The following is a 22,718-nucleotide window of genomic DNA, read 5'->3' as shown; positions in this document are numbered from 1 at the left end:
ATGAAGCTCTCCTCCAGCCACAGCGATGATCTCAAGGTGAGATACCGGTATTTCGTCATCGCGATTTCTGTTTTCTTCATCTTTATCCTGTCCCGCATATGGTATCTCCAGATCGTGAGAGGGGACGAATTCCTGCAACTGGCAAAAAACAACCGCATCCGAATCCGCAGGGTACCCGCTTCAAGGGGGATGATTCTCGACCGCAACGGAAACATCCTTGTGGACAACCGCCCCTCTTTCCAGGTCTCCCTCGTCCCCGAGGATATCGACGATTTGAATCAGGTACTGCCGGAGATGAGCCGAATCCTTCACATGGACCAGAAAGAGCTGAGGCTGCGCATAACCCGTCACAACGGCCGGCAGCCCTTCTATCCCGTCTTGATCAAGTCCGACATCTCGAGAGAGCAGCTCGCTTTTCTCGAAACCCATAAGATGGACCTTCCAGGGATGGTCGTCGACGTGATCCCTCGAAGGTCATACAGCTACAATTCCCTGGCCTCTCACTTGGTGGGCTACCTGGGGGAAATCGATCAGACCGAGTTGAACGAGATGAAATCCAGCGGATACCGCCAGGGTGACTTCATCGGCAAGACCGGCGTCGAGAAGCAGTGGGAATCCAGCCTCAGAGGGGTCGATGGAGGACGCCAGATCGAGGTCGATTCCGTCGGTCGAGAAGTCAGAATCCTCAGCAGCGTGCCCCCCAGACCGGGAAACAACGTGGTCCTCACCATCGATCTCGAAGTTCAGAAAGCCGTGGAGGATCTCCTGGTGGGTAAGATCGGGGCGGCTGTTGCCATCGACCCGATGTCGGGAAGGATTCTCGCCATGGCGAGTTCCCCTTCTTTCAATCCCGACCTGTTCGCCTCGGGTATTTGCAGGGAAGACTGGATCACCCTCTTGAACACACCCTTTCATCCTCTCCAAAACAAGGCAATTCAGGGACAGTATCCCCCAGGCTCTGTCTTCAAGATCATCACCGCTGCCGCAGCGCTCGAAGAAGGACTCCTCACGCCCGATGAGACTCTGGAGTGCCCCGGTTTCTTTACCCTTGGCAGGAAAACTTACCGGTGCTGGAAAAAGGGCGGCCATGGAACCGTAAACCTCCGGAGGGCTCTGGTCGAATCCTGTGACGTCTTCTTCTACCAGGTTGCTCTCCGATTGGGAATCGACACCATCGCCAAGTATGCCAGGCAGTTCGGGTTCGGCAAGCCCACAGGGATCAGGCTGGGTGGCGAAAAACCCGGCCTGATGCCGACCACCGTGTGGAAACAGAGAAAATACCACGAAGCATGGTATGACGGAGAGACCCTTGTCTCGGGTATAGGGCAGGGGGCGATTCTGGTCACACCCATCCAGATGGCCAACATGATCTCGGCCATTGCCAATGGTGGAATACTCTACCGCCCTCAGCTGGTGCAGCGTGTGGAGGACGTGAACGGAAACGTCATTGAGCAGTACCCGAGCACGGTGATGAGCCGGGTCTCGGTGTCGAAAAAGACACTTCAAATCATCCGGCAGGCCTTGAGAGGAGTGGTCGAAGATCCCAGAGGTACGGGAAAGGCCGCGAGAATAGAGGGTGTTCCGGTGTTCGGAAAAACAGGAACCGCCCAGGTCGTGAAGCTCGAGACTTTTGAAGAAATGGAAAACGAGCAGGATCTTCCGATCCGGTACCGGGATCATGCCTGGTTCGTGGCCTACGCCTGCCGGCAGAACCCATCCATAGCCGTGGCGGTCCTGATCCAGCACGGAGGACACGGGGCCTCCGCCGCAGCCCCTGTAGCACGGAGAATCATCGAGGCGGTCCTTCATCAAGACCATCCCCTCCACAAAAGGATCGCCTTGGGGGAGAGAAGCAGTGCTGAATCTAATTGACCGAAGACTCATAGACCATCTCGACTGGTCCCTCATTCTTCTGGTATCTTCCCTTATGACCATCGGTCTGCTGAATCTGTACAGTACGACCCTGGGTGAGACCCTGAACGGAGTCCCCATCTACCTCAGGCAGGCCATCTGGTTCTCTCTGGGTTTTCTGGTCATGTTCCTGGTGGCTTTTGTGGATTACCGGCATTACCAGACATTTGCCTATGTCATATTTCCGGCTTCCCTGGTTCCCCTGCTGATTCTACTCGCCTATCACCTCATGACGGGCGGGGTGCATCGCTGGATCCGGATAGGCCCCATCTCCTTTCAGCCTTCGGAACCCGTCAAGATCTCCCTGGTTCTCGCCCTAAGCAGGTTTTTCAGCAAAAATGTCAAGGCAGACGGATATCTGCTCAGGGACCTGATCATTCCCTTTTTCGGGACCGCTGTGGCAGCGGCCCTTATTCTACTCCAGCCAGACCTTGGAACGGCAATGGTGCTCTTCCTTATCCTCTTTTCCATACTCTTCTTCGTCAAGATCCGATTGAAATCCTTTCTCTTTTTGACCCTGAGCGGGCTGGCTACCTTGCCTCTTGTTTGGAACTCACTGAAAGGCTACCAGAAAGACCGGATTCTGGCCTTCTTCGATCCGGGTCTGGATCCCCTTGGTTCGGGCTATCATATCCAACAGGCGAAAATCGCCATTGGATCAGGCGGACTGACGGGAAAAGGCTTTCTGGGGGGGGCTTATACCAAACTCGGCTTTATCCCTGCCCGCCACACGGATTTCGTGCTCTGCAACCTGGCAGAGGAATGGGGATTCGTAGGCCTTGTCGTACTTCTGGTTCTCTTCCTCCTCGTCCTTCTCCTCGGCCTTCAGATTAGCCTCCGTTCCAAAGACCGGTTTGGAGCCATTACGGCCTTCGGAGTGGTGGCGATGATCTTTTGGCACACCTTCACCAATGTGGGCATGGTTCTCGGAATGATGCCTGTTGTGGGAATCCCCCTCCCCTTCCTCAGCTATGGGGGCTCATCCACGATAACAGTCATGGTGGGAATCGGCCTGCTTCTCAACATCAGCATGAGGCGGTACGTCTTCTGAACCGGTCCAACCATCTCCCCTCTGCACAAAAGGATCTTTGTCACGAAGGTTGCCCCTTTGGTCTCGGGCGTCCCTCGAGCTTTGGGAACAGAATTTGCATCTCCAAGGGCGGTCCGGGCACCATTGAGACGTGTCTCCCAGGAGGGTTCTCTCAAGAAAGATCAAAGGGGTTTGACTCTCTTCGGGCATGCCCACCACCTCACGAGGCGGATCCTCATCTTCCAGAGCAACTCGGGCGGCGGGTTCGGGTCGTAACCGATATGAATCCGGTGAGGAGAGAGGGACTGCGGGTGCTTTCTGAGTGAGGCGGGGATCGGGAGGCCGGTCTGTCCAGACGAGGAACTGTGAAAAAGAAGATCGCCAACTACAAGATCCTGAAAGAACTGGGACAGGGTGGAATGGCAACGGTCTACCTGGGGATACAGAAGTCCCTGGAAAGAGAGGTGGCCATCAAGGAACTGTTGCCCTCCCTCATAAATGATGAGGAGATGGTGGAGCGGTTCAAGAGAGAGGCCAAGGCTTCGGCTTCTCTCACCCACGAAGGGATCGTCAGTGTCTACGACTTCTGGAAAGACCAGAAATCCCTCTATCTCGTTATGGAATATCTCGCGGGAAAGACCCTCGACGAGATTATCGCCGCCAGAGGGCATTTGCCGGTCCCGGCGGCTGTGGCGGTTACGGCAAAAATCGCCGATGCCCTCCATTATTCACATCAAAGGGGCATCGTCCACAGAGACGTTAAACCCAGCAATATTTTCGTTACCCGCAGAGGCGAGGTAAAGCTGACAGATTTCGGGATCGCCTATACCCCTCAGGAACCCACGCTGACCCAGAAGGGGATAGCCATTGGGACGCCAGCCTACATGTCACCTGAACAGGTCAAGGGCGAACGGCCAGACGGCAGGTCCGACATCTTTTCCCTCGGCATCGTTCTCTACGAACTGGTGACAGGGGTCCGCCCCTTCATAGCAGACGACTTCGAAGGCGTGATCACCAAGATCCTCCAAAACCGGCCCAGGTGGCCTAAGCTGATCAACAAAGAGGTGCCCTGGCGACTCCAGTGGATCATCCTCCGATGCATCAGAAAGAACCCCAGGCGAAGATTTCAGAACATGGGAGATCTCAAGATAGCCCTGGAAAAACTCCTGCCCAGAACAAGCCATCGGAGAGACCAGGTCCTTTCCCAGTTCATCGACACGGTCTTCTCAAACGGGGAAGAGACACCAAGGGAGTCTCTTTTTCTCTCCAAGACATGGAAATGGGCTTTCCCCGCGGCTGCTATCGCGGCGCTTCTCCTCGGCTACTACGGGCTGAGGAACCACGGGATAAGACCTCATGAAAAACAGGATTCCTACGTACAGGGTGAGAAGGCCCGCTACAGCCCCTCAGATTACGGGCGAATCAAGATAGTGGCTTACCCGTGGGCCAGGATCTATGTGGACGGCAAGTACGTAACCACAACACCCACGGCAGACCCGGTCGTACTCGTTCCAGGGAGACACAGCCTCCGCTTCACACATTCCACATTCGGTTCCAAGACCATGGAGATCGACCTGAACCCCGGGGAGGAGCGCCTCATCATCGTGAAGATGGGATCATGAGACCCGACATACCAAGGACAGTCAGAAGAATCGCGGCGGTTACCGTCTTTCTCCTGTTCCAGGCCGTACCTTGCCAGGCTTTCGTCCGTCACACCATCCAGAAGGGGGAAAGCCTTGCCATAGTGGCAAAGCACTATTACGGGGATCCCGCCAAGGCTTTCCTCCTGATGAAGTACAACGGGATCAATAATCCCCGAAGGATCAAGCCGGGCTGGACCATTGTCATACCCGAGGTCAGGACGCACCGCGTGAGAAAAGGGGAGACCCTGTCTCTCATCGCCAAGAAGTATCTCAATGATCCCGGAAAGTCTCGGGGGCTGGCAAAGCTCAATGGGATCAAGGATCCCAGAAACCTTACCGCGGGCATGAACATCCTTTTGCCCGTGGAAATACCTCACACCGTGAGAAGGGGAGAGTCCCTTTCGAAGATCGCGCAGCGGTACTACGGTGACACCGCCGCCTTCGATCTCATAGCCTCGTACAACCGTATCGGGTATCCTTTCACACTCAGGCCCGGCACCCACTTGATCCTGCCCATTGGAGACCTGAGAATCGTGAAGAGAAAGAGCCGTGCCGTCAACACTCCCCTACCGGGGAGCGTAGCCGCAACGAACAGGGCAGAGGCATTCCTGGAAAGGGGCGTAAAGAACTACTTCACGGGTGATTATTCCGGTGCGGTCAGAAACCTGCAAAAGGCCCTCGAGTCCGGATTGAAAGGCAAGCAGGACGTTGCCAAGGCATACCGCTTTCTTGCATACGCTTACGTGGCCCTCGACGAACGCACCAAAGCCGAGGACTCATTCCTGGAAGCCCTCAAGGTGAACCCCCACATGAAGCTCGATCCCGTCTACGTCTCACCCAAGATCATCCAGGTTTTCGAAAAGGCGGCGAAGAGAAAAAAACGGTGAGACACTTTCGAGGCCACGACCGGAAGGCGAGCAAAAGGCCTCTTGTGCCGCGGTCGCTGGTTTCCCCGTCCCTGCCGGCCGGACCCGATTTCTCGTGGCAAAACCGGAAGGTCCCTGAAGCCTGATCCAACCACCGATCAGAAAGGAATATCATCTTCACCCACGGGTTCTTCGGGGCGGGGCACAGTCTCCTCTTCTATCGGTGGGCGGTCCCCTGAGGGAGCACCCAACATCTGCAACTGGAGGGCCACAATCTCGGTGGTTTTCCGCCTGTTGCCGTCCTTATCCTCCCAGGACCGTGTCTGCAACCGGCCCTCAACATAGACCTGCTTGCCCTTGCTCAGATACTCACCGCAGATTTCGCCAAGCCGTCCGAAAGCCACCACCCGGTGCCACTCGGTCTTCTCTTCACGCTCCCCGTCCTTGTTCACCCAGTTGGTACTGGTGGCCAGCGAGAAATTCGCCACCGCCGTCCCGGTATTGGTGTATCTGATCTCAGGATCGGCTCCCAACCGCCCGATAAGAATCACCTTATTCACCCCAGCCATGACTCTCCCCCCTATCATCTTCATTAATCGAGGCAAAGCCCCTTTCTAAAGGCCTTTCCGGTCCCAGGTGGAACAGGTTAGCACGGGAAAGGGCACTTTGCAAGGAACAAAAGGCAGCTGCTGAATCCTGGAGAACACCCTCGTTCCCGAGCAATGCTGCCGAAGCGGCGGGCTACCCATCCACGGTGATGCGCGGTTTCCTCAGGCAGTCCAAGACAAGGGGCGAGATCCCCTCTACTCGCACACCCCGAAAGAGTCTTCGCGAGAGCCTGAGGGCGACGGATGGGGATGTTCGCCCCTCATCCGCCTTCACCCTTGCCAGAGGGACAGAGATCCAACGAACTTGTCGGGAATATGGGTTTCATGTTCAAGGGCCTATCCGGATACTTGCCGTAGGAGCTTCCCCGATGGCAACCGGGCCAACACCTCACCCTGTAATATCGCATTGCTTTCTCGGGAAGAGGTTCACCGGGATACCAAACCCCTGGGGCAATAGGATAGACCCGCTCCTCCTCCTCGACGGTCTGGGTACCGGGCGTGGTTTTAGAAGAGGCCGAACTCTGCCCCTCCGCACCACCTGTCACAAGCCAAAGAACCATCAAAAACACGGACGCCAGAACGGCTATGAGATATCTCACCGCCCTCCCCCCTTCCTGCCTGGCTTCGGCCGAACAGCCCTTCCGACCGAGGGCCTCGACTCTTTACAGGACCCCTTCTGTGACATCTCCACGGCCCGGCCTGTCCGAGCTCTGAGAGGAGTATAGAAGAAAGCCTCTGAGGTGTCAACGCCTCCTCACAACGGCGGAGCAGGACTCTGGTGGAAACATCCAGAGACCACCCGGCCACTCCCTCCGGCGCAGAGGCCGGAACAGGAAACCCGGACCGTCAGAGGCGCCGAAGGTTGCAGTTTTTCAGGGGGAGTGGCATCATGCACACCATGGCTTGCCGGGTTTCTGTCGATCGAAGTGAAACACCAAACAGACCGGAGGTGGCATGCGATGGTTACCATATCCAAACAAAGGCTGAGCTATTTCGTGGGTCCGGATGTAAAACCTGCCATGGAGATTCCTTCCGGAACAGAGGTGATCTTTGAAACGGTCGATTGTTTCAGTGAAATGGTCAAGAGTGAAGGAGACACGTTTACCTCCTTTGCACAGAGCCTTGAGGTGCTTCCAGGGTGGAACCCTATTACTGGACCGGTCTTCGTAAGGGAGGCCCGCCCGGGCGACTTGCTGGCGATTGACATACTGGATATAGATCTGCCCGACAGTGGCTGTACGACCTACGTCCCCAGACTGGGAATGCTCTCTTCTGCTTACCAGCTCGGTGATGATCTCGGCCCCGACACGAGGATCTGCAGGATTCAAAACGGTCTCGCCTATCTGCCCGTCAGCCGGGGGGAGATCGCCATCCCCGTCTCACCCATGGTGGGGACGATCTCGGTCTCTCCCAGAGCCGAGAGAATAGGGAGTTTCAAGTTTGGTGCCGAGCACCTCGGCAACGTGGACTGCAGAGAAATAACCACGGGAAACAGGCTCGTCCTTCCGGTCAATACCGAGGGGGCCTTGCTCGGAATGGGTGACGTCCACGCCGTGCAGGGAGACGGAGAGATAACGGGTGTGGCCATAGAGGTCTCGGCCAGGGTCAAGGTGAGAGTGGAGGTGATCCCCCATGACCTGGCAGAGTATGTTGGCTGTCCCCAGATCAACGGAGGAGACTTCATCGGTTCCATAGGGTGTCACTTCGGAGAGCCCCTCTCCGAGAACATCAAACACGCCTATTTCGACCTGATCCACCGGCTCAACAGGTTTCACGGCTTCTCCCTCATGGACGCCTATCACCTCCTCGGCCAAGTGGGTGAGGTCAGGGCGTGCCAGTTGGTCGGAGACTTCCAAGCCGCCATGGTAAAGATCAGGAGGGACTTCTTCCACCACCGGTGACGGATGTCATCTGGGGGATGGGGATCTGTTTCACTCCTGACGGGAGTTCCGCCGCTCCGGCAGGGTCCGTCTCAAGCCAGAGGTCCCCTCAGAACCGGGCGGATCCCCGCTCTGAAGGCGGGGTTTCCTGACTCTTGGAGAACACCCTTGCCTCCGAGCGACATTGCGGAAGCGGTGGGGTACCCATCAAGGGTGAGCGGGGAGGGGGAAGGTCGTGATTCGTGTTCGTGTTCGTGTTCGTGAGTCGTGTTCGTGTTCGTGTTCGTGAGTCGTGTTCGTGGTCGTGAGTCGTGGGTCGTGTTCGTGGGGAAGGGGCAGGAACTGTCCACCCGCGAGCCTTGATAGGGTCACCGCATGAACTCAGGAGCGAGGGGACAAGGGTGTTCTCCTGCCAAAACAGAAGAAAATCATGAAGTCACGTACTTGCAAGAATCCCCGGCCGAAAACCCGGGAAACTCCACGCCTCTTAAGAGGTTGACAACAAAATACCCCATGTGCTATCAAAGAACGAGTCGGTCATGACCCGGAATAATCAATGTCCCGGCGATGAGGAGATGATCAGGAGGTTCTGGGGGTACCGACTTGGAAAGTCAGAACCTGAAGGAGGGAGACGATGATTTCGAATTCCAAAGGTAAGATTGTCGCTCTGTGCTTGGTGGTTCTTTCTGTTTTTCTCTTTTGCCGTGGGTCTGTTCCTCAGGCTCAGGCGGGTGGCCCGCGGTATGGAGGTACATTGATAGTAAGCAAGGTCATGGACCCGACGACCTATGACCCTGTCATCCCCATCGATAACCCCGCCATTTGGGACATTCTCCTGATGTTTGACCAGTTGGTTCGAATGAACCGGGAGGGAACAGGGACCGAACCCGGGTTGGCGGAGAGTGTGGATGTGTCGGATGACGGGCTGGTCTACACTTTCCACCTCAGGCGAGGGGTCAAATTCCATGACGGGACACCCATGACCGCTGAAGACGTGAAGTTCTCCATCGATCGCCTCTATCAACATCCCCGCTCTTTCTTCTCAGACATGTTCCAAATCATAAAGGGAACGAGGATCATTGACCCCTACACCTTCGAGGTGACGTTGAAAAAGAAGTACGTTCCCTTCCTCTCCACCATGGCTCTTTTCAGCGCTTCCATAGTTCCCAAGAAGTACATGGAGGCAAAAGGGGAAGAGTATTTTGGAACCCATCCAGTGGGAACCGGCCCTTTCAAATTCGTGGAATGGAGACGGGGAGATGAGATCGTTCTCGAGAGGTTCAAGGACCACTGGCGCAAGGGGATGCCTTACCTCGATGCGGTCCGCCTGAAGATCATTCCTGAAAGCAACACACGGATCCTCAACATCATGAACAAAGACATCCATGTGGCCAACTTCATCCCCTACAACATGATCGCCCAGCTCAAGGCGAATCCGGATATCGACATGCAAATCAACCCCCTGACCAAGATCGATTTTCTCCTGTTCAACCACCTCAAGGAACCGTATAACGATCTCAAGATCCGCCAGGCAATGAACTATGCGGTCGATCGAAAGGCCATTATCAAGAGCGTCCTGTTCGGCTATGGCGAGGTGGCCAACACCTTCCTGCCCAACATGCTTGGTCTGGACAGATCGATCAAGGGGTACACCTATGACCTCGAAAAGGCAAAACAGCTTATGAAGGAATCCAGCCGGCCAAACGGTTTCAAGACCACTCTTCTGAACATCGCGGGGAGTGCCGAGTACACGCAGAGGGCCGTGATCCTCAAAGAGCAGCTCGCCAAGATAGGAATCGATGTCAACATAGAGATGGTGGAAGAAGGGACCTGGTGGGACCGAATCTCTCAGCTCGACTACGAGATATCCGATGCCTATATGACAACCGATATCGTCGACCCAGACGAGTTGCTTTTCTTCGCCTGCGTGTACGGAGGGGGGAGCAAGGCCTATTTCACCTCTTGGCGAAACGAGGAGTTCGATAAGCTCGCCAGGGCCACTCAGACGGAAACGGATCACGAGAAACGGATGAAGATGTACAGTCGACTCCAGCAGATGCAGGTGGACGATGCGCAGCTCTTGTTGCTGTATCGGAGCCCCAGCAGATGTGCCGTGCTTAAGACGGTCCACAATTTCAAGGTCCTTCCCACTGGGAATTACCGTCTCGAGGAGGTCTGGCTCGAGGAGTGACAAGAAAGGGGCCCGGTGAGACAGGGCAACCGTCGCCGAGCCGGGTCCCACCCCCTGACCGTCGTCTCACTCTCTCTGAAAAAGATCGTTGAACCATGCGTAGATATGTACTCCGCCGGCTCCTCCATTTCCTCCCCGTCTTGTTAGGGCTCACGGTCTTCGTCTTTCTCATCATCCACCTGATTCCCGGAGACCCGGCCCGCATAATGCTGGGAATCCGGGCAACGCCCGAGAATATCGAAAGGTTGAGGCACGCCCTCGGTTTGGACAGGTCTCTGATAGTCCAGTACGTCACCTTCCTGGCAAATCTCCTCAAAGGAAACCTGGGGACCTCCATAGCCTACCGGACCGGCGTCCTCGAGGTAATCCTCCAGCGGCTTCCGGCCACACTCATGCTGATCTGCCTCGGCGCTGTCATCTCGATCGCCTTTGCCGTCCCATTGGGTGTCCTTTCAGCGCTCCGGCCCAGGGGTTTACGGGACAATATGATCCGTCTCGGCACGCTCTTCGGCTTCACGATGCCCTCTTTCTGGGTGGCCTTGCTGCTGATGATGTTTCTCGGGGTCAGGTGGGGGATCTTCCCTGTCTCCGGGTTCGGAAAGACCTTTGGAGAGAGGCTCTGGCACCTGGTTTTGCCCTCCTTTGTTCTGGGCCTGTACCTTACACCAGTCATTCTCCGTCCCTTGCGCGCGAGTATCCTCGAGTCACTGCAGGCAAACTTCGTGACAACCGCCAGAGCAAAGGGCCTGAAGGAGTGGGAAGTAACATTCAGGCATGCCTTCCGCAACGCCTTGATCCCGAGCGTCACCATCTTCGGGGTCAACATCGGTTGGCTGCTCGGCGGCACGGTTGTCATCGAGGCGACGTTTTCGCTTCCGGGAATCGGAATGCTTCTGGTCGGTTCCATTTTCAAGCGGGATTATCCCATGGTCCAGGGGGTGACATTCGTCTTCGGTTTCTTGATCATTACGATCAATTTTGTTACGGACGTCCTTTACAGCTATCTCGACCCTCGAATCCGTATGGGGGAATAGGCATTCGCCCTGTTGTAGCAGGTCCGAGGAAGGGCAATGGAATATACAACCGCAGAGGTTCTCATAGAGGTTACACAGAGGGAAAAGAATCTGATCAGGAGGGTCTTTCGCAGCAAGACCTTCCTGATCGGCTTTCTCATCGTGTGTCTGATCACTGGGGCCTCCCTTCTCGCCCCTTTCTTGACCAAGTTCGACCCCATCAAGACCTCCCTCCTGGAGGCCCTTCAGCCCCCGTCCCGTCTCCACTGGCTCGGCACCGACAACTTCGGAAGAGATATTCTCACCCGGATTCTTTACGGCGGGCGGACGGCATTGCTTATAGGCACCGGCTGCGTCATTGTTCCACTGGTTGTGGGGACCATTCTGGGCTCCATAGCCGGCTATTTCGGAGGCCGCCTGGACGACATCATCATGAGACTGGTGGATGTGACAATCGCCCTGCCCTATCTCGTTCTGGTAATAGCGATTCTCGCCATTATCGGGCCTGGATTGAGAAACGTTTTCATTTCGGTCTGGCTGGTGGGCTGGACAGCATACGCCAGGATCATCCGCGGGGAGATCCTCTCCCTGAAAGAGATGGAATTCATCGAGGCCGCAAGGGCTCTTGGTTGCAGCACAGGTTACATCATTCGGCGCCACATCATTCCGAACGCCATTACTCCGGCTCTTGTCTTCTCTGTTACAGATGTGGTTCTTTGTATTCTCCTGGCATCCTCCCTAAGCTTTCTAGGACTCGGCGTGCAACCCCCTACCCCGGACTGGGGAGCCATGATCAGTGAAGGACGAATATTTATTTACCAAGCTTGGTGGATGACCACTTTTCCCGGTTTGGCTATCATGTTGATCGGCATCGGCTTCAGCCTCATCGGAGATGGTCTGGCCGATGTTCTACGACCCAAAGACTGAGGTCCCACCCGCAGGAGCAGCCGCCATTGTGTCTTTTGAAAGTCGAGAACCTGAAAACCTATTTCAGGGTCGGGAAAGGCTCCCTCAAGAGCGTGGACGGCGTGAGTTTCACCGTAAACCGGGGAGAAACGGTGGGACTGGTGGGGGAGTCCGGGTCAGGGAAATCGGTGACATGCCTCTCCATCCTCCGTCTGGTCGCCCGGCCTCCGGGGTACTACGCAGGGGGAAGTATCTATTTTGAGGGCAAGGATCTTCTCTCCTGCAGTCACCGGGAGATCCAAGACATCAGGGGCAACCGGATCTCCATGATCTTTCAGGAGCCGATGAGCTATCTCAACCCGGTCTACAAGATCTGGTACCAGATTGCCGAAATTATCCGTGCCCACCAGGCAGTCTCAGCAGCCGAGGCAAAGAAAACGAGCATCGAACTACTCTCCCAGGTGGGAATACCCAGCCCCCACAGGAGGGCCGAGGATTATCCACACCAGTTGAGCGGCGGGATGAGACAGCGAGTGATGATTGCCATGGCCATCGCCTGCAATCCGAGCCTCCTCATCGCCGATGAACCTACTACAGCCCTCGATGTGACGATTCAGGCCCAGATCCTGGAGCTTCTCGCCCGCCTCCAGGAGAGAAACGGGATGGCCGTGATTCTGGTGACTCACGACCTCGGCGTGATCAGTGAGTCTACCAGGCAGGTGGTGGTAATGTATTGCGGTCATGTGGTGGAGGTTCTGGATACCTCTGGACTGGAGAGGGAAGCCCTTCATCCATACACTCTGGGGCTGATCCGTTCTGTTCCAATGATCGGTCTCAAGACGTCCCGGCTCTCAGCCATACCGGGTTCCGTACCCAGTCTTTTTGCTCTTCCCCGGGGCTGCAAGTTCCATCCCCGTTGCAGCCGGGCCACCGAAATCTGTACTGCGGCGGTTCCTGACATGGTGCAGGTCGGAAAACGCCATTGGGTGAGATGCCACCATATTGACCGACTCGCGAATTAGGGGTGTAGAGAGCTGTCCGATGGGAGGAGAACCGATCCTGGAGGTTGTTGATCTCGTCAAATACTTCCCCTTGGGGGGCTCCTTTTTTTCGAAGTCCCGGGCTGTTGTCCGGGCTGTGGACGGCGTGAGCTTCGCCTTGGAACCCGGCGAAACCCTGGGACTGGTGGGAGAGAGCGGCTGCGGAAAAAGCACGGTAGGCCGGAGCATCTTGAGACTTGTCGAACCGACCTCCGGGAAGGTCTTCTTCTCAGGAGAAGATGTCACCGCCCTGGGCAAGAAAAGACTCAAGGAACTGAGAAAGGAGATGCAGATCATCTTTCAGGATCCCTATTCTTCATTGGATCCCCGGATGACTATCGAAGATATCCTGGGAGAGGCGCTCGAGGTTCACCATCTTTCCAGTGGTACCGATAGGCGGGAACGGATAGAGGAACTGCTGGAGGAGGTCGGCCTCTCCCCCTCTTTTCTCAGATCCCTCCCCCATGAGTTCAGCGGAGGACAGCGGCAGAGGGTCTGCATCGCCCGGGCCCTGGCTGTGGAGCCGAGATTGATCGTATGCGACGAACCCGTCTCAGCCCTTGATGTCTCGGTCCAGGCGCAGGTGATCAATCTTTTGAAAGACCTTCAGGGGAGCCACCGGCTGGCCTACATATTCATATCCCACGACTTGAGCGTGGTAGAGCATATCTCTCATCGAATCGCAGTCATGTATCTGGGGAAAATCGTCGAACTGGCAAGGGAAGAGATCCTGTTTGAAAACCCCCTTCACCCGTACACCAAGGCGCTGCTTTCGGCTTCACCGTCAATAAAGGCCCGGAGAAAGGAGAGGATCATCCTCAAGGGGGAGATTCCCAGCCCGGTGGATCCACCGGAGGGCTGCCATTTCCACCCCAGGTGTTTCCTCGCAAGGCCCGAATGTTCCCAAACGGCTCCACAGCTCGTGGAAAAGGAGCCCGGACACTACGTGAGTTGCATACTCTACCAATGAAAAGGAGGATACGGTCATGAAGGTCTTTATTTCAGCGGATATGGAAGGAGCAACCGGGGTCACCAACATGTTGGATGTAGTAGAGGGCAAACCCGGGTACGAACGGTTCCGAAAGATGATGACAGGCGATGTCAACGCCGCCATTGACGGGGCATTTGAAGGGGGAGCCACCGAGGTCCTCGTAAACGACTCCCACTACACCATGCGAAACATACTGCTCGAAGAACTGGATTCCAGGGCAAGCCTCATCTCCGGTATCCACAAGCCCCTCTGCATGATGGAGGGGATTGACAGCACCTTCGACGCGGCCTTTTTTGTTGGATATCACGCAAAGGCCGGAACAGGGGAGGCCGTGGCGAATCATACTCTCCTGGGCCGTGAGATCATCAGCGTCCGTTTGAACGGAGAGCCCATCGGGGAAACCCAGCTCAATGCCGCCATTGCCGGGTATTACGATGTACCTGTCGTCATGGTTGCAGGAGACGACAAGGTTACCAGAGAAGCCAAGTCGGTACTGGGGAACGTCGAGACCGCCGTGGTGAAGGAAGGTATCGACAGGTGGACGGCCAGATGCTACCCCCCGAAGGAGACAGGGCGCCGCATAAGGGAAGCCGCCGGGAACGCCCTCAAGAAACTAAACCAATTCAAACCCCTCAAGGTCGAGGGGGAGGTCAAGCTGGAGATCGAGTTTATGTCAACCAGCGAGGCTGCCCTGCCTACTCTCTTCCCCGGTGTGGTCCGCGAAGACTCACGGACGGTCTCGGTGACAGACACCGACTTCATTCGAGCCTTCAAGGCGTTTCTCGGGTGCATGCTTCTCGGCTGGACAGCCAGCGATGAATTGTACGGATAGGCGAAACCGCCGGGAGAGGGCCCTGTCGAAATCACGAGGGCTCAAGCCTGGATCATGAGGAACAGGAAATGGACGAAGAGCTCACCCGCGAAGGCTTGCTGGAACTCATGCCCGAGTTGGAAGGTTCGGAAGTGGTGATCGAAGAACTCAAAGGCGGGATCACCAACAGGTTGTATCGGGTCCGGTCATCCAAGGGCCAGGACCTTGTCGTAAGGTTGTACGGGGAGAAGACCGAACTGTTCATCGACCGGGACGTGGAAGTGGAAAACCTCAAACTGATCGCATCGACAGGTATCACTCCGAGACTTATCAAATACCTGCCCGACCAGAGGGTGACCGTTGTGGAGTTCATCCCCGGATACGTTCTGAAGAACGAAGATTTCTTGAGAGAAGACCTCTGGGAAGAGATCGTCCGTTCGATTCGAACCATTCACCAGAGCGGCGTGACCCTTCCCTTTGTCTTCGATCCTCTCGTCCAGGTAAGACGGCTCTATCGGATTCTCCAGGGGATAGATGCCTCCTACTGGGAATTCGAATTTGAAAAGACCATCTCCTCTCTGGAGAAGATCTCCAATCATGCCCGAATCACGCCGGCCCAGTATGTTTCCTGTCACAACGACCTTCTGGCCGACAACTTCATCCTCGGCCAGAAAAGAGACGAATCCGGACGCTCAATCTACGTGATTGACTGGGAATACGCGGGGATGAGTACCCCCTACTACGATCTGGCCGATATGTTTCAAGAGATCCTTGTCCCCAGGGAGACGGAGGCGAGGATTCTGGATCTCTATTGGCAAGGAGCGAACACCGACCATCACATTTACATGACGGATCTCTTCAAGCCCTTTCCGGACATCTACTGGTTTCTCTGGAGTCTGATACAATCAAGGGTTTCGAAGATCGATTTTGATTTCTACAGCTACGGTAAGGCCAAGTACGACAACGCCCAGAAGAATATCCGGTATCTCAGGGAGCGCTACGGCCTGAGCCTGCCGTCCTAGACGTTCGAGCAGCCCGTGGGAGGACGATCCTCGTCGGCCGCCTTCCCACGGACTTACCAAACCGGTCCGGATCAGGGTCAGAGATGCTTCACGTGAGGGGCGGGACTCCCCTCCCGGTGTGGAGTTTCCTGACTTTTGGAAAACACCCTTGCCTCCGGGCGACATTGCGGAAGCGGTGGGGTACCCATCAGGGGTGAGCGGGGAGGGGAAAGGTCGTGGTCGTGAGGCGTGATTCGTGTTCGTGATTCGTGGTCGTGATTCGTGAGTCGTGTTCGTGATTCGTGGTCGTGATTCGTGAGTCGTGGTCGTGGGGCGTGGTCGTGATTCGTGATTCGTGAGTCGTGCTCGTGGGGCGTGTTCGTGCTCGTGGGTCGTGTTCGTGGGGAGGGGGCAGGAACTGCCCACCCGCCAACCCCGATAGGGCCACCCCGTGAGCTCAGGAGCGAGGGGACAAGGGTGTTCTCCTGCCGAAACAGAAAAAAAATCGTGAAGTCATATACTTGCAAGAATCCGCGGCCGAAAACTCGGGAAACTCCACGTCCCGGTATGTTGACAGAAAAACCATTATCATATAAGATTCAACATCCATTGTGCTGAGAGGACGTATGGAGCCGAGGATCTCCACGTGAGGTACGCAACCAAGGCAAAGGTGTTTCCCATTCCGAAGAAGCTTCCTGTTATTCCACTGCAGGGGCTCGTCCTCTTCCCCAACATGGTCCTGCCCATTTTCCTCCGGTCCGACAGTATCGTTGATCTCCTCCAGACGATCTCACCCAACTATATGGGGGGCTTCTTTTCTCAGAGAATAGAGACCCTGGGAAGCCCGCACTTCAATGATCTCTACTCTGTGGGAACGGCGGGAACCATACTCCAGGTAGTCAGGCTGCCTGGAGGCGGTGCCCAGGTCCTGGTCGAAGGTCTATGCCGCATCCTCATGGGCAGGTTGGTCTCCCACCAACCCTTTCTCCTGGCTCATGTGGAAGAAGTAAAGGACCACGACAGGAAGTCGATGATCTCAGACACCCTCCTGGAAAGCACTCGTTCTCTCTTCAGACTCTCGGTCTCTTTGGGAAAGCCCTTTTCTGAAGAGGCGGACCTGCTTCTCGATCAGGTGGACACCCCGGGACGGCTGGCCGATCTTGTCGCTACGCACCTCAGCCTGGGATTGGCGGAAAGGCAGGAGATCCTCGAATGCTTTGATCCTCTGGAAAGGCTCAAGAAGGTCTTTCTCATTCTCAGCAAGGAGATTAAGAACCTCGAAGCCCGTACTGCTCCCGGGTCCGGATCAGCAAGAGACCCGGCAAGAACCCAGAAAAACCCTATGGTCTGGCAGCAGACCAAATCGATCCAAAAGCAGCTCGGGGAGGAGGATCCTCATGCGGCCGAGATCAACGAGTTGAGGGAAAAGGTCCGGTCCGCCGAGATGCCCAAGAAGGTCGAAGAGGTTGCCGAGAGAGAGATCAGCCGCCTGGAGCGAATGAATCCCACGTCGGCTGAATACACCGTCTCCAGAACCTATGTCGACTATCTGGTCACCCTCCCTTGGAGTCGAAGCACCCGGGACAACCTCAACATCAATCGCGCTGAAGCGATTCTGAATGAAGACCACTACGATCTCAAGAAAGTGAAAGACCGGATTCTCGAGTACCTGGCTGTCAAGAAAATGAAAAAGACCATGAAGGGTCCTATCCTCTGCTTTGTGGGCCCTCCAGGGGTCGGCAAGACATCCCTCGGCAAATCGATTGCCAGGGCTTTGGGAAGGAAGTTCGTTCGCATATCTCTGGGAGGCATGAGAGACGAGGCCGAGATCAGGGGGCACAGGAGAACCTATGTGGGGGCCCTCCCCGGAAGAATCATACAGGAGATCAGGCGGAGCGGAACGAGCAACCCGGTCTTTATGCTGGATGAAGTCGACAAGATCGGCCAGGATTTCCGTGGAGATCCGGCAGCCGCTCTCCTTGAGGTTTTGGATCCCGAGCAGAACTCCTTTTTCACCGACCACTATCTTGATGTCCCCTTCGACGTCTCGCGGGTCATGTTCCTCACCACGGCAAACAGCGTCTCTCCTATCCCTCCTGCCCTGAGGGACAGGATGGAAGTGATCCACATCCCAGGCTACATCGACGAAGAGAAAGAGAGGATCGCCAGTGATTTCCTCATTCCCCATCAGATCGAAGAGAACGGGTTGAGCCAAAACCCAATAACTTTCAGGCCCGGGGCGATCCAGAAAATCATACGCGAGTACACACGGGAGGCAGGGGTTAGGAACCTGGAGAGAGAAATCGCCGCGATCTGCCGCAAGGTCACCCGCGAGCTGACTCAGGGAAAGGAAAAGAGGGACGTCATCGACGAGAATACCGTGGAAGAATTCCTCGGACCCCCCCGGATCTTCTGCGAGGTGAAGGAGGAAAAGAACTGTGTCGGCATTGCCACCGGTCTCGCCTGGACGGAAAACGGCGGGGAGATCATGTTCGTGGAAGTATCCAGAATAAAAGGGGAAAAGGGTCTCCTTCTGACCGGATCCCTGGGAGACATCATGAAGGAGTCCGCTCAGGCTGCTCTCAGCTATATCAGGAGTCATGCAGGAGATCACGGCATCTCGCAGAGCCTTTTCCCCAACCATGGCTTTCATGTCCATTTCCCTGCAGGCGCCGTGCCCAAGGATGGCCCTTCCGCAGGGGCGACAATCGCCGTGGCCCTGATCTCGCTCCTGACAGGGAATCCGGTGAGACACGATGTTGCCATGACAGGGGAGCTCACCCTTACGGGGAAGATCCTTCCTGTAGGAGGAATAAGGGAGAAGATCCACGCTGCTCTGAGGGCAGAGGTCAAGAAGGTGATTCTTCCCAAGAAGAATCAGGCCAACCTGGAGGAGATGCCCGGGGAGCTTCTCAAGAATATCGAGATCGTCTTCGCGAGCCACATCCGAGAGGTTCTGAAAGAGGCTCTGGTAGATTAGTGGATCAGGTGGGCTCAGGGGCTCGGCGTTTGCCCGGGTCCTTGAATAAACCGGCTCGGCGGTCTTCCGGAGCCCCGAATAGAACCGACTGAACGATTCACTGCCTCTCAATGGATTCTTTTAAATCCGGGTTCATATCGATCCTCGGCAAACCCAATGTGGGAAAGTCAACCCTCCTCAACCGAATTCTCGGTGAAAAGATCGCCATCATTTCCGACAAGCCTCAGACGACCCGTACCCGTGTCCTGGGCATAAAGAATCTGGAAAACGCCCAACTCATCTTCTACGACACCCCGGGTATACACCGCCCCCTTTCGAGGTTTCACCAATCCATGGTGCGTGCCGCATTCCAGGCGGGAAGAGACGCGGATCTCCTCCTCCTTCTGACAGAGGCACACCGTCCCAGGATGGAGGAGGACGAGGGGATCGTCAAACGCCTGCGGTCCTGTCATACTCCCCTCTTCCTGATCATCAATAAGATCGACCTCGTGAAGAAGGCCGAACTCCTCCCCCTCATAGAGAGATACCAGGGGATTCACCGGTTTGAAGAGACCATCCCTATCTCGGCACTCAACGGGGAGGGGGTCGATCGGCTCGTTGAAACGATCGAGAAATACCTCCCCCAGGGCCCCAGGTATTTCCCCGAAGACATCACCACCGATCAATCCGAGAGGTTCCTGGCCGCTGAGATGATCCGGGAGAAGATCTTTCAACACACCTACCAGGAGGTCCCTTACTCTGTGGGGGTCACCGTTGAGAGCTTCAGGGACGAACCAGACAAGGGGATTCTCTCCATCTCCGCCGTGATCGTGGTCGAGAAGGCTTCTCAGCGGGCGATTCTCATAGGGAGGGGAGGCGGGATGTTGAAGAGGATAGGCACCGAGGCCAGACAGGAGATGGAGCTCTTCTTCGGCACCCGTGTATTCCTTCAGCTGTGGGTAAAGGTCATAAAGGGGTGGAGCGAGAACCCCAGGCTGCTCGGTGAGATGGGATACGGGTGAGACCGGGGCTGGTGACGGCAATCATGAACCCATTCTGGGACCGTTCCCGATCCTCGGTGATTCAATGCAGTGGCTCTGCCGGGTTGGGAATGCTCGGCGGCTCGATCTTGACTCTTACTCCATCTGGTGGTAATGCTAAAAGCTTGCAGGCCTTGAACACCCACAATCTCCGAATTAGAGTAAGACCATGATGGGATCGCTGGGGGATTATCTCAAAAGGGAAAGGGAACTCCGCAAGGTCTCTCTCGAGGAGATATCCCGGACTACTAAAATCCGGAAAGATATCCTGATCCGTCTCGAGGAGGACCAGTTGGACTCGCTGGCCTCACCGGTCTTCATCAAAGGGTTTCTGAGGGCCTATGCTTCCTACGTGGGCCTGGACCCTGACGATCTGGTCCTCCGGTATGAGGCATCCCTGAAAGAGGAGGAGCCCCCAGGAGGGAATGCCCAGAGAGAGACTCCCAGACAACGGACTCTCCGATACATCGTCCTCCCCGTGGGTGTTCTACTCGCTTCCGGGATCCTTCTCTCCTTGGTTCTTCACCAGCCTCAACAAAACCGGCAAGAGAGGGGAGAGAAACCGGTCGTTCATGCCCGCAAGCAGGAGCCGCCACGGGCTCTCTCCACCCCGGACCGTCCGACAGGGGAGGCGGCTTCCTACTATCCGAATCACCCTGACCGGACCAAGATACCTGTCTATGCTCCGCCGCCCTTTCCGCTGCCCCCCCAGCCACGTGGCCCAGCAGAGGAGACAGCGGGTGTCAGAGTACGGATCGCGGCTCTTGAAGATGCATGGATTCGAATCCAGGTCGACCAGGGAGAGCCCAGAGAAATGCTCCTCAGAGCCGGGGAGACCGTTTCGAGGCAGGGGAAACGGGACATCCTCATGAAGATCGGCAATGCGGGGGGCGTCGAGATAGTCCACAACGGCAAGAATCTGGGGAAGCTCGGAGAATCGGGGAGGGTAGTCTATCTCTCCCTCACCCCGGAAGGCGCCAAGCTGGGCCGGCCGCGGAACCCGCCTGCCCAAGAACCATGAGAGCAACCCCGCAGCGGACCAGAATCAAAAGGCCCCTTCCAGCCTTCCCTCCCCCCAGGCCCTACAGACATCGCCCTACTCTCCGCTTTGGACTCGACAAAGACTAGCGGTCCATCTTCTTGAGCTTCCCGAAAGAGAGTTGCCTCCTATGGCCCAGATGGTTCTGCAAGCCGAGATGTCGGTACGCCTGCTCGGTTGCCTTTCTGCCGTTCGGGCTTCGGGTCACAAACCCGATTTTCAGCAGATACGGCTCCACCATGTCGACAAGGGTGTCTGATTCCTCCTGGAGGGTGGCGGCAATCGCCTCTATACCCACGGGCCCTCCGTCGTAGAACCGGATGATGGCTTCTATGAGTCGGCGGTCGAGATCGGTCAGACCGATTTCGTCAACCCCCTCCAGAGCCATGGCCTCTCGGGCGATCTCACGGCGGATTACCCCGTCCCCCATGACCTGAGCATAGTCACGGGCCCGTTTCAAGAGTCTGTTGGCGATCCGGGGAGTCCCACGACTCCGTTTCGCGATCTCGTCCCTGCCTCCGTCATCGATGGAGACATTGAGAATCCGTGCCGAACGGGCCACCACCCGGCTCAACTCCTCCGGCGTATAGAACTCCAGTGTTCTGAAGATTCCAAAGCGCTCCCTGAGTGGAGCGGAAAGGAGCCCTGATCGAGTCGTGGCCCCCACAAGAGTGAACGGCTCCAGACGGTAACGGTGGCTGCGCGCGTGGGCACCCTTGTCGAAGATGAAATCGATGGAGAAATCCTCCATGGCGGGATAGAAGAACTCCTCGACCACTTTCGGCAGGCGGTGGATCTCGTCGATGAACAGGACATCGCCCCGCTCCAGGTTGGTGAGGATACTGATGAGATCCCCCCCTCTCTCTATTGCCGGTCCGGACGAGGATACGATGTTTACCCCCATCTCCCTTGCAATGATATGGGCAAGCGTCGTCTTGCCCAACCCCGGAGGGGAATGCAGAAGCACATGATCCAGAGGTTCATCTCTCTCCTTGGCGGCTTCTATGGCGATCCGAAGAGATTCCAGAACACGGGCCTGGCCGATATACTCGGACAGACGTTTCGGCCGCAGGTCCTGGAATTCCTCTGCCCCTTCGTCAGCCCCATGGCCAGACGTCTTCTCCTCCGGGGTGTTCCGGCTCATGAAGATTCTCCTGGTCGTTTCTCTCCCCTGTAGACCTCCTCGAAGAGTTCTTCAGGGGTCGTGATCGAAGGATTTCGCCTGAGGGCCTCCTCCACCATCCGGCGGGCCTCGGTCACTCTGTGCCCCAGATCCCTCACCAGAACCTTCTCTACCTGACTGCTCAGGTCCTCGGTCTCCACCACCGGGCGCCCCCTCTCCTCCCGCATGAGGGCGAATTTCCCCACCCTGCCGTGGAGGGCGGCGATAATCTTTTCCGCAGTCCTGGGACCTATGCCCTTGAGCCGTTGAATCGTGCCTGCGTCACGGTTCTCGATGGCTGCCGCGATGTAGGATATGTTCACCGTCAGGGCCTTCACGGCAGTGGTGGGGCCTATGTCGCCCACGGTAATGAGCTTCTCGAAGAACTCCTTCTCGGGTTCGGTATTGAAACCGATCAACAGGGGTCTTGGTTGGCGCTCGCTCTGCTGGTAGGAGATGTGGAGCCGGACCGTCTCTCCTTCCTCGCCTGCTCTGGTCCCGTTGAAGCTCTGCCGAACGATGGAGGGGAGAAGTATCTCGTAGCCCACCCCATGGGCGAGCACGACGACCCGGTCATCTTCCTTTTTTAGGAGTTTCCCCTCTATGTAACAAATCAACTCGCCGCAC

General features: G+C 56.3%; 18 protein-coding genes. 15 read left to right on the top strand and 3 right to left on the bottom strand.

Annotated features, from left to right (window positions below):
- The 4 genes from mrdA to JRJ26_03635 all read left to right on the top strand — a co-directional run bounded on the left by mrdA (position 1) and on the right by JRJ26_03635 (position 5,471).
- Positions 1-1,872, top strand: a complete 1,872-nt coding sequence (mrdA, locus tag JRJ26_03650; GenBank protein MBW2056572.1) for a penicillin-binding protein 2 — start codon at positions 1-3, stop codon at positions 1,870-1,872.
- On the top strand, positions 1,856-2,962 hold the full coding sequence (rodA, locus tag JRJ26_03645) for a rod shape-determining protein RodA (GenBank protein MBW2056571.1): 1,107 nt from the start codon (positions 1,856-1,858) through the stop codon (positions 2,960-2,962). The genes mrdA and rodA overlap by 17 nt, the downstream gene beginning before the upstream one ends.
- 344 nt (positions 2,963-3,306) lie before the next feature.
- Positions 3,307-4,563: a serine/threonine protein kinase gene (locus tag JRJ26_03640; GenBank protein ID MBW2056570.1), complete on the top strand. Its 1,257-nt coding sequence runs from the start codon at positions 3,307-3,309 to the stop codon at positions 4,561-4,563.
- Positions 4,560-5,471: a LysM peptidoglycan-binding domain-containing protein gene (locus tag JRJ26_03635; protein MBW2056569.1), complete on the top strand. Its 912-nt coding sequence runs from the start codon at positions 4,560-4,562 to the stop codon at positions 5,469-5,471. Before JRJ26_03640 ends, JRJ26_03635 begins: the two co-directional genes overlap by 4 nt.
- A gap of 137 nt (positions 5,472-5,608) precedes the next feature.
- On the opposite strand, the gene JRJ26_03630 is transcribed toward JRJ26_03635, so the two are convergent.
- Complete coding sequence (locus tag JRJ26_03630) at positions 5,609-6,019, bottom strand: single-stranded DNA-binding protein (GenBank protein ID MBW2056568.1); 411 nt, start codon at positions 6,017-6,019, stop codon at positions 5,609-5,611.
- Positions 6,020-7,017: 998 nt separating this feature from the next.
- Here JRJ26_03630 and JRJ26_03625 point away from each other — a divergent pair.
- The 11 genes from JRJ26_03625 to JRJ26_03575 all read left to right on the top strand — a co-directional run bounded on the left by JRJ26_03625 (position 7,018) and on the right by JRJ26_03575 (position 20,911).
- Positions 7,018-7,959 (top strand): acetamidase/formamidase family protein, encoded by a 942-nt coding sequence (locus tag JRJ26_03625; GenBank protein MBW2056567.1) that lies wholly within the window; start codon positions 7,018-7,020, stop codon positions 7,957-7,959.
- A 733-nt stretch (positions 7,960-8,692) separates the two neighbouring features.
- Positions 8,693-10,129, top strand: coding sequence for an ABC transporter substrate-binding protein (locus JRJ26_03620; protein ID MBW2056566.1), 1,437 nt, complete (start codon positions 8,693-8,695; stop codon positions 10,127-10,129).
- A gap of 95 nt (positions 10,130-10,224) precedes the next feature.
- Positions 10,225-11,163: an ABC transporter permease gene (locus tag JRJ26_03615; protein MBW2056565.1), complete on the top strand. Its 939-nt coding sequence runs from the start codon at positions 10,225-10,227 to the stop codon at positions 11,161-11,163.
- A gap of 36 nt (positions 11,164-11,199) precedes the next feature.
- Positions 11,200-12,069, top strand: coding sequence for an ABC transporter permease (locus tag JRJ26_03610; GenBank protein ID MBW2056564.1), 870 nt, complete (start codon positions 11,200-11,202; stop codon positions 12,067-12,069).
- Between the two features lie 26 nt (positions 12,070-12,095).
- Positions 12,096-13,070 (top strand): ABC transporter ATP-binding protein, encoded by a 975-nt coding sequence (locus tag JRJ26_03605; protein ID MBW2056563.1) that lies wholly within the window; start codon positions 12,096-12,098, stop codon positions 13,068-13,070.
- A 19-nt stretch (positions 13,071-13,089) separates the two neighbouring features.
- On the top strand, positions 13,090-14,058 hold the full coding sequence (locus JRJ26_03600; protein MBW2056562.1) for an ATP-binding cassette domain-containing protein: 969 nt from the start codon (positions 13,090-13,092) through the stop codon (positions 14,056-14,058).
- Between the two features lie 16 nt (positions 14,059-14,074).
- Complete coding sequence (locus JRJ26_03595; GenBank protein MBW2056561.1) at positions 14,075-14,911, top strand: M55 family metallopeptidase; 837 nt, start codon at positions 14,075-14,077, stop codon at positions 14,909-14,911.
- 68 nt (positions 14,912-14,979) lie between these two features.
- Positions 14,980-15,912, top strand: coding sequence for a phosphotransferase (locus tag JRJ26_03590; protein MBW2056560.1), 933 nt, complete (start codon positions 14,980-14,982; stop codon positions 15,910-15,912).
- Between the two features lie 712 nt (positions 15,913-16,624).
- Positions 16,625-18,871 (top strand): endopeptidase La, encoded by a 2,247-nt coding sequence (gene lon / locus JRJ26_03585; protein ID MBW2056559.1) that lies wholly within the window; start codon positions 16,625-16,627, stop codon positions 18,869-18,871.
- 110 nt (positions 18,872-18,981) lie between these two features.
- A complete protein-coding gene (gene era / locus JRJ26_03580; protein MBW2056558.1) occupies positions 18,982-19,872 on the top strand; it encodes a GTPase Era in 891 nt (296 codons plus the stop codon).
- 187 nt (positions 19,873-20,059) lie between these two features.
- The gene (locus JRJ26_03575) at positions 20,060-20,911 is read left to right on the top strand and encodes a helix-turn-helix domain-containing protein (GenBank protein ID MBW2056557.1); all 852 of its coding nucleotides are present in this window, start codon (positions 20,060-20,062) and stop codon (positions 20,909-20,911) included.
- A 103-nt stretch (positions 20,912-21,014) separates the two neighbouring features.
- Here the strand turns inward: JRJ26_03575 and ruvB are convergent, their stop codons facing one another.
- The gene (gene ruvB / locus JRJ26_03570; GenBank protein ID MBW2056556.1) at positions 21,015-22,073 is read right to left on the bottom strand and encodes a Holliday junction branch migration DNA helicase RuvB; all 1,059 of its coding nucleotides are present in this window, start codon (positions 22,071-22,073) and stop codon (positions 21,015-21,017) included.
- Positions 22,070-22,708, bottom strand: a complete 639-nt coding sequence (locus tag JRJ26_03565; protein MBW2056555.1) for a Holliday junction DNA helicase RuvA — start codon at positions 22,706-22,708, stop codon at positions 22,070-22,072. Before JRJ26_03565 ends, ruvB begins: the two co-directional genes overlap by 4 nt.
- Positions 22,709-22,718 lie beyond the last annotated feature (10 nt).

This window comes from Deltaproteobacteria bacterium, assembly GCA_019308905.1.
Lineage (GTDB): Bacteria > Desulfobacterota > BSN033 > WVXP01 > WVXP01 > JAFDHF01.
Note: the sequence above shows the minus strand (reverse complement) of the source record. Positions and strands in the feature narration are given on the sequence as shown.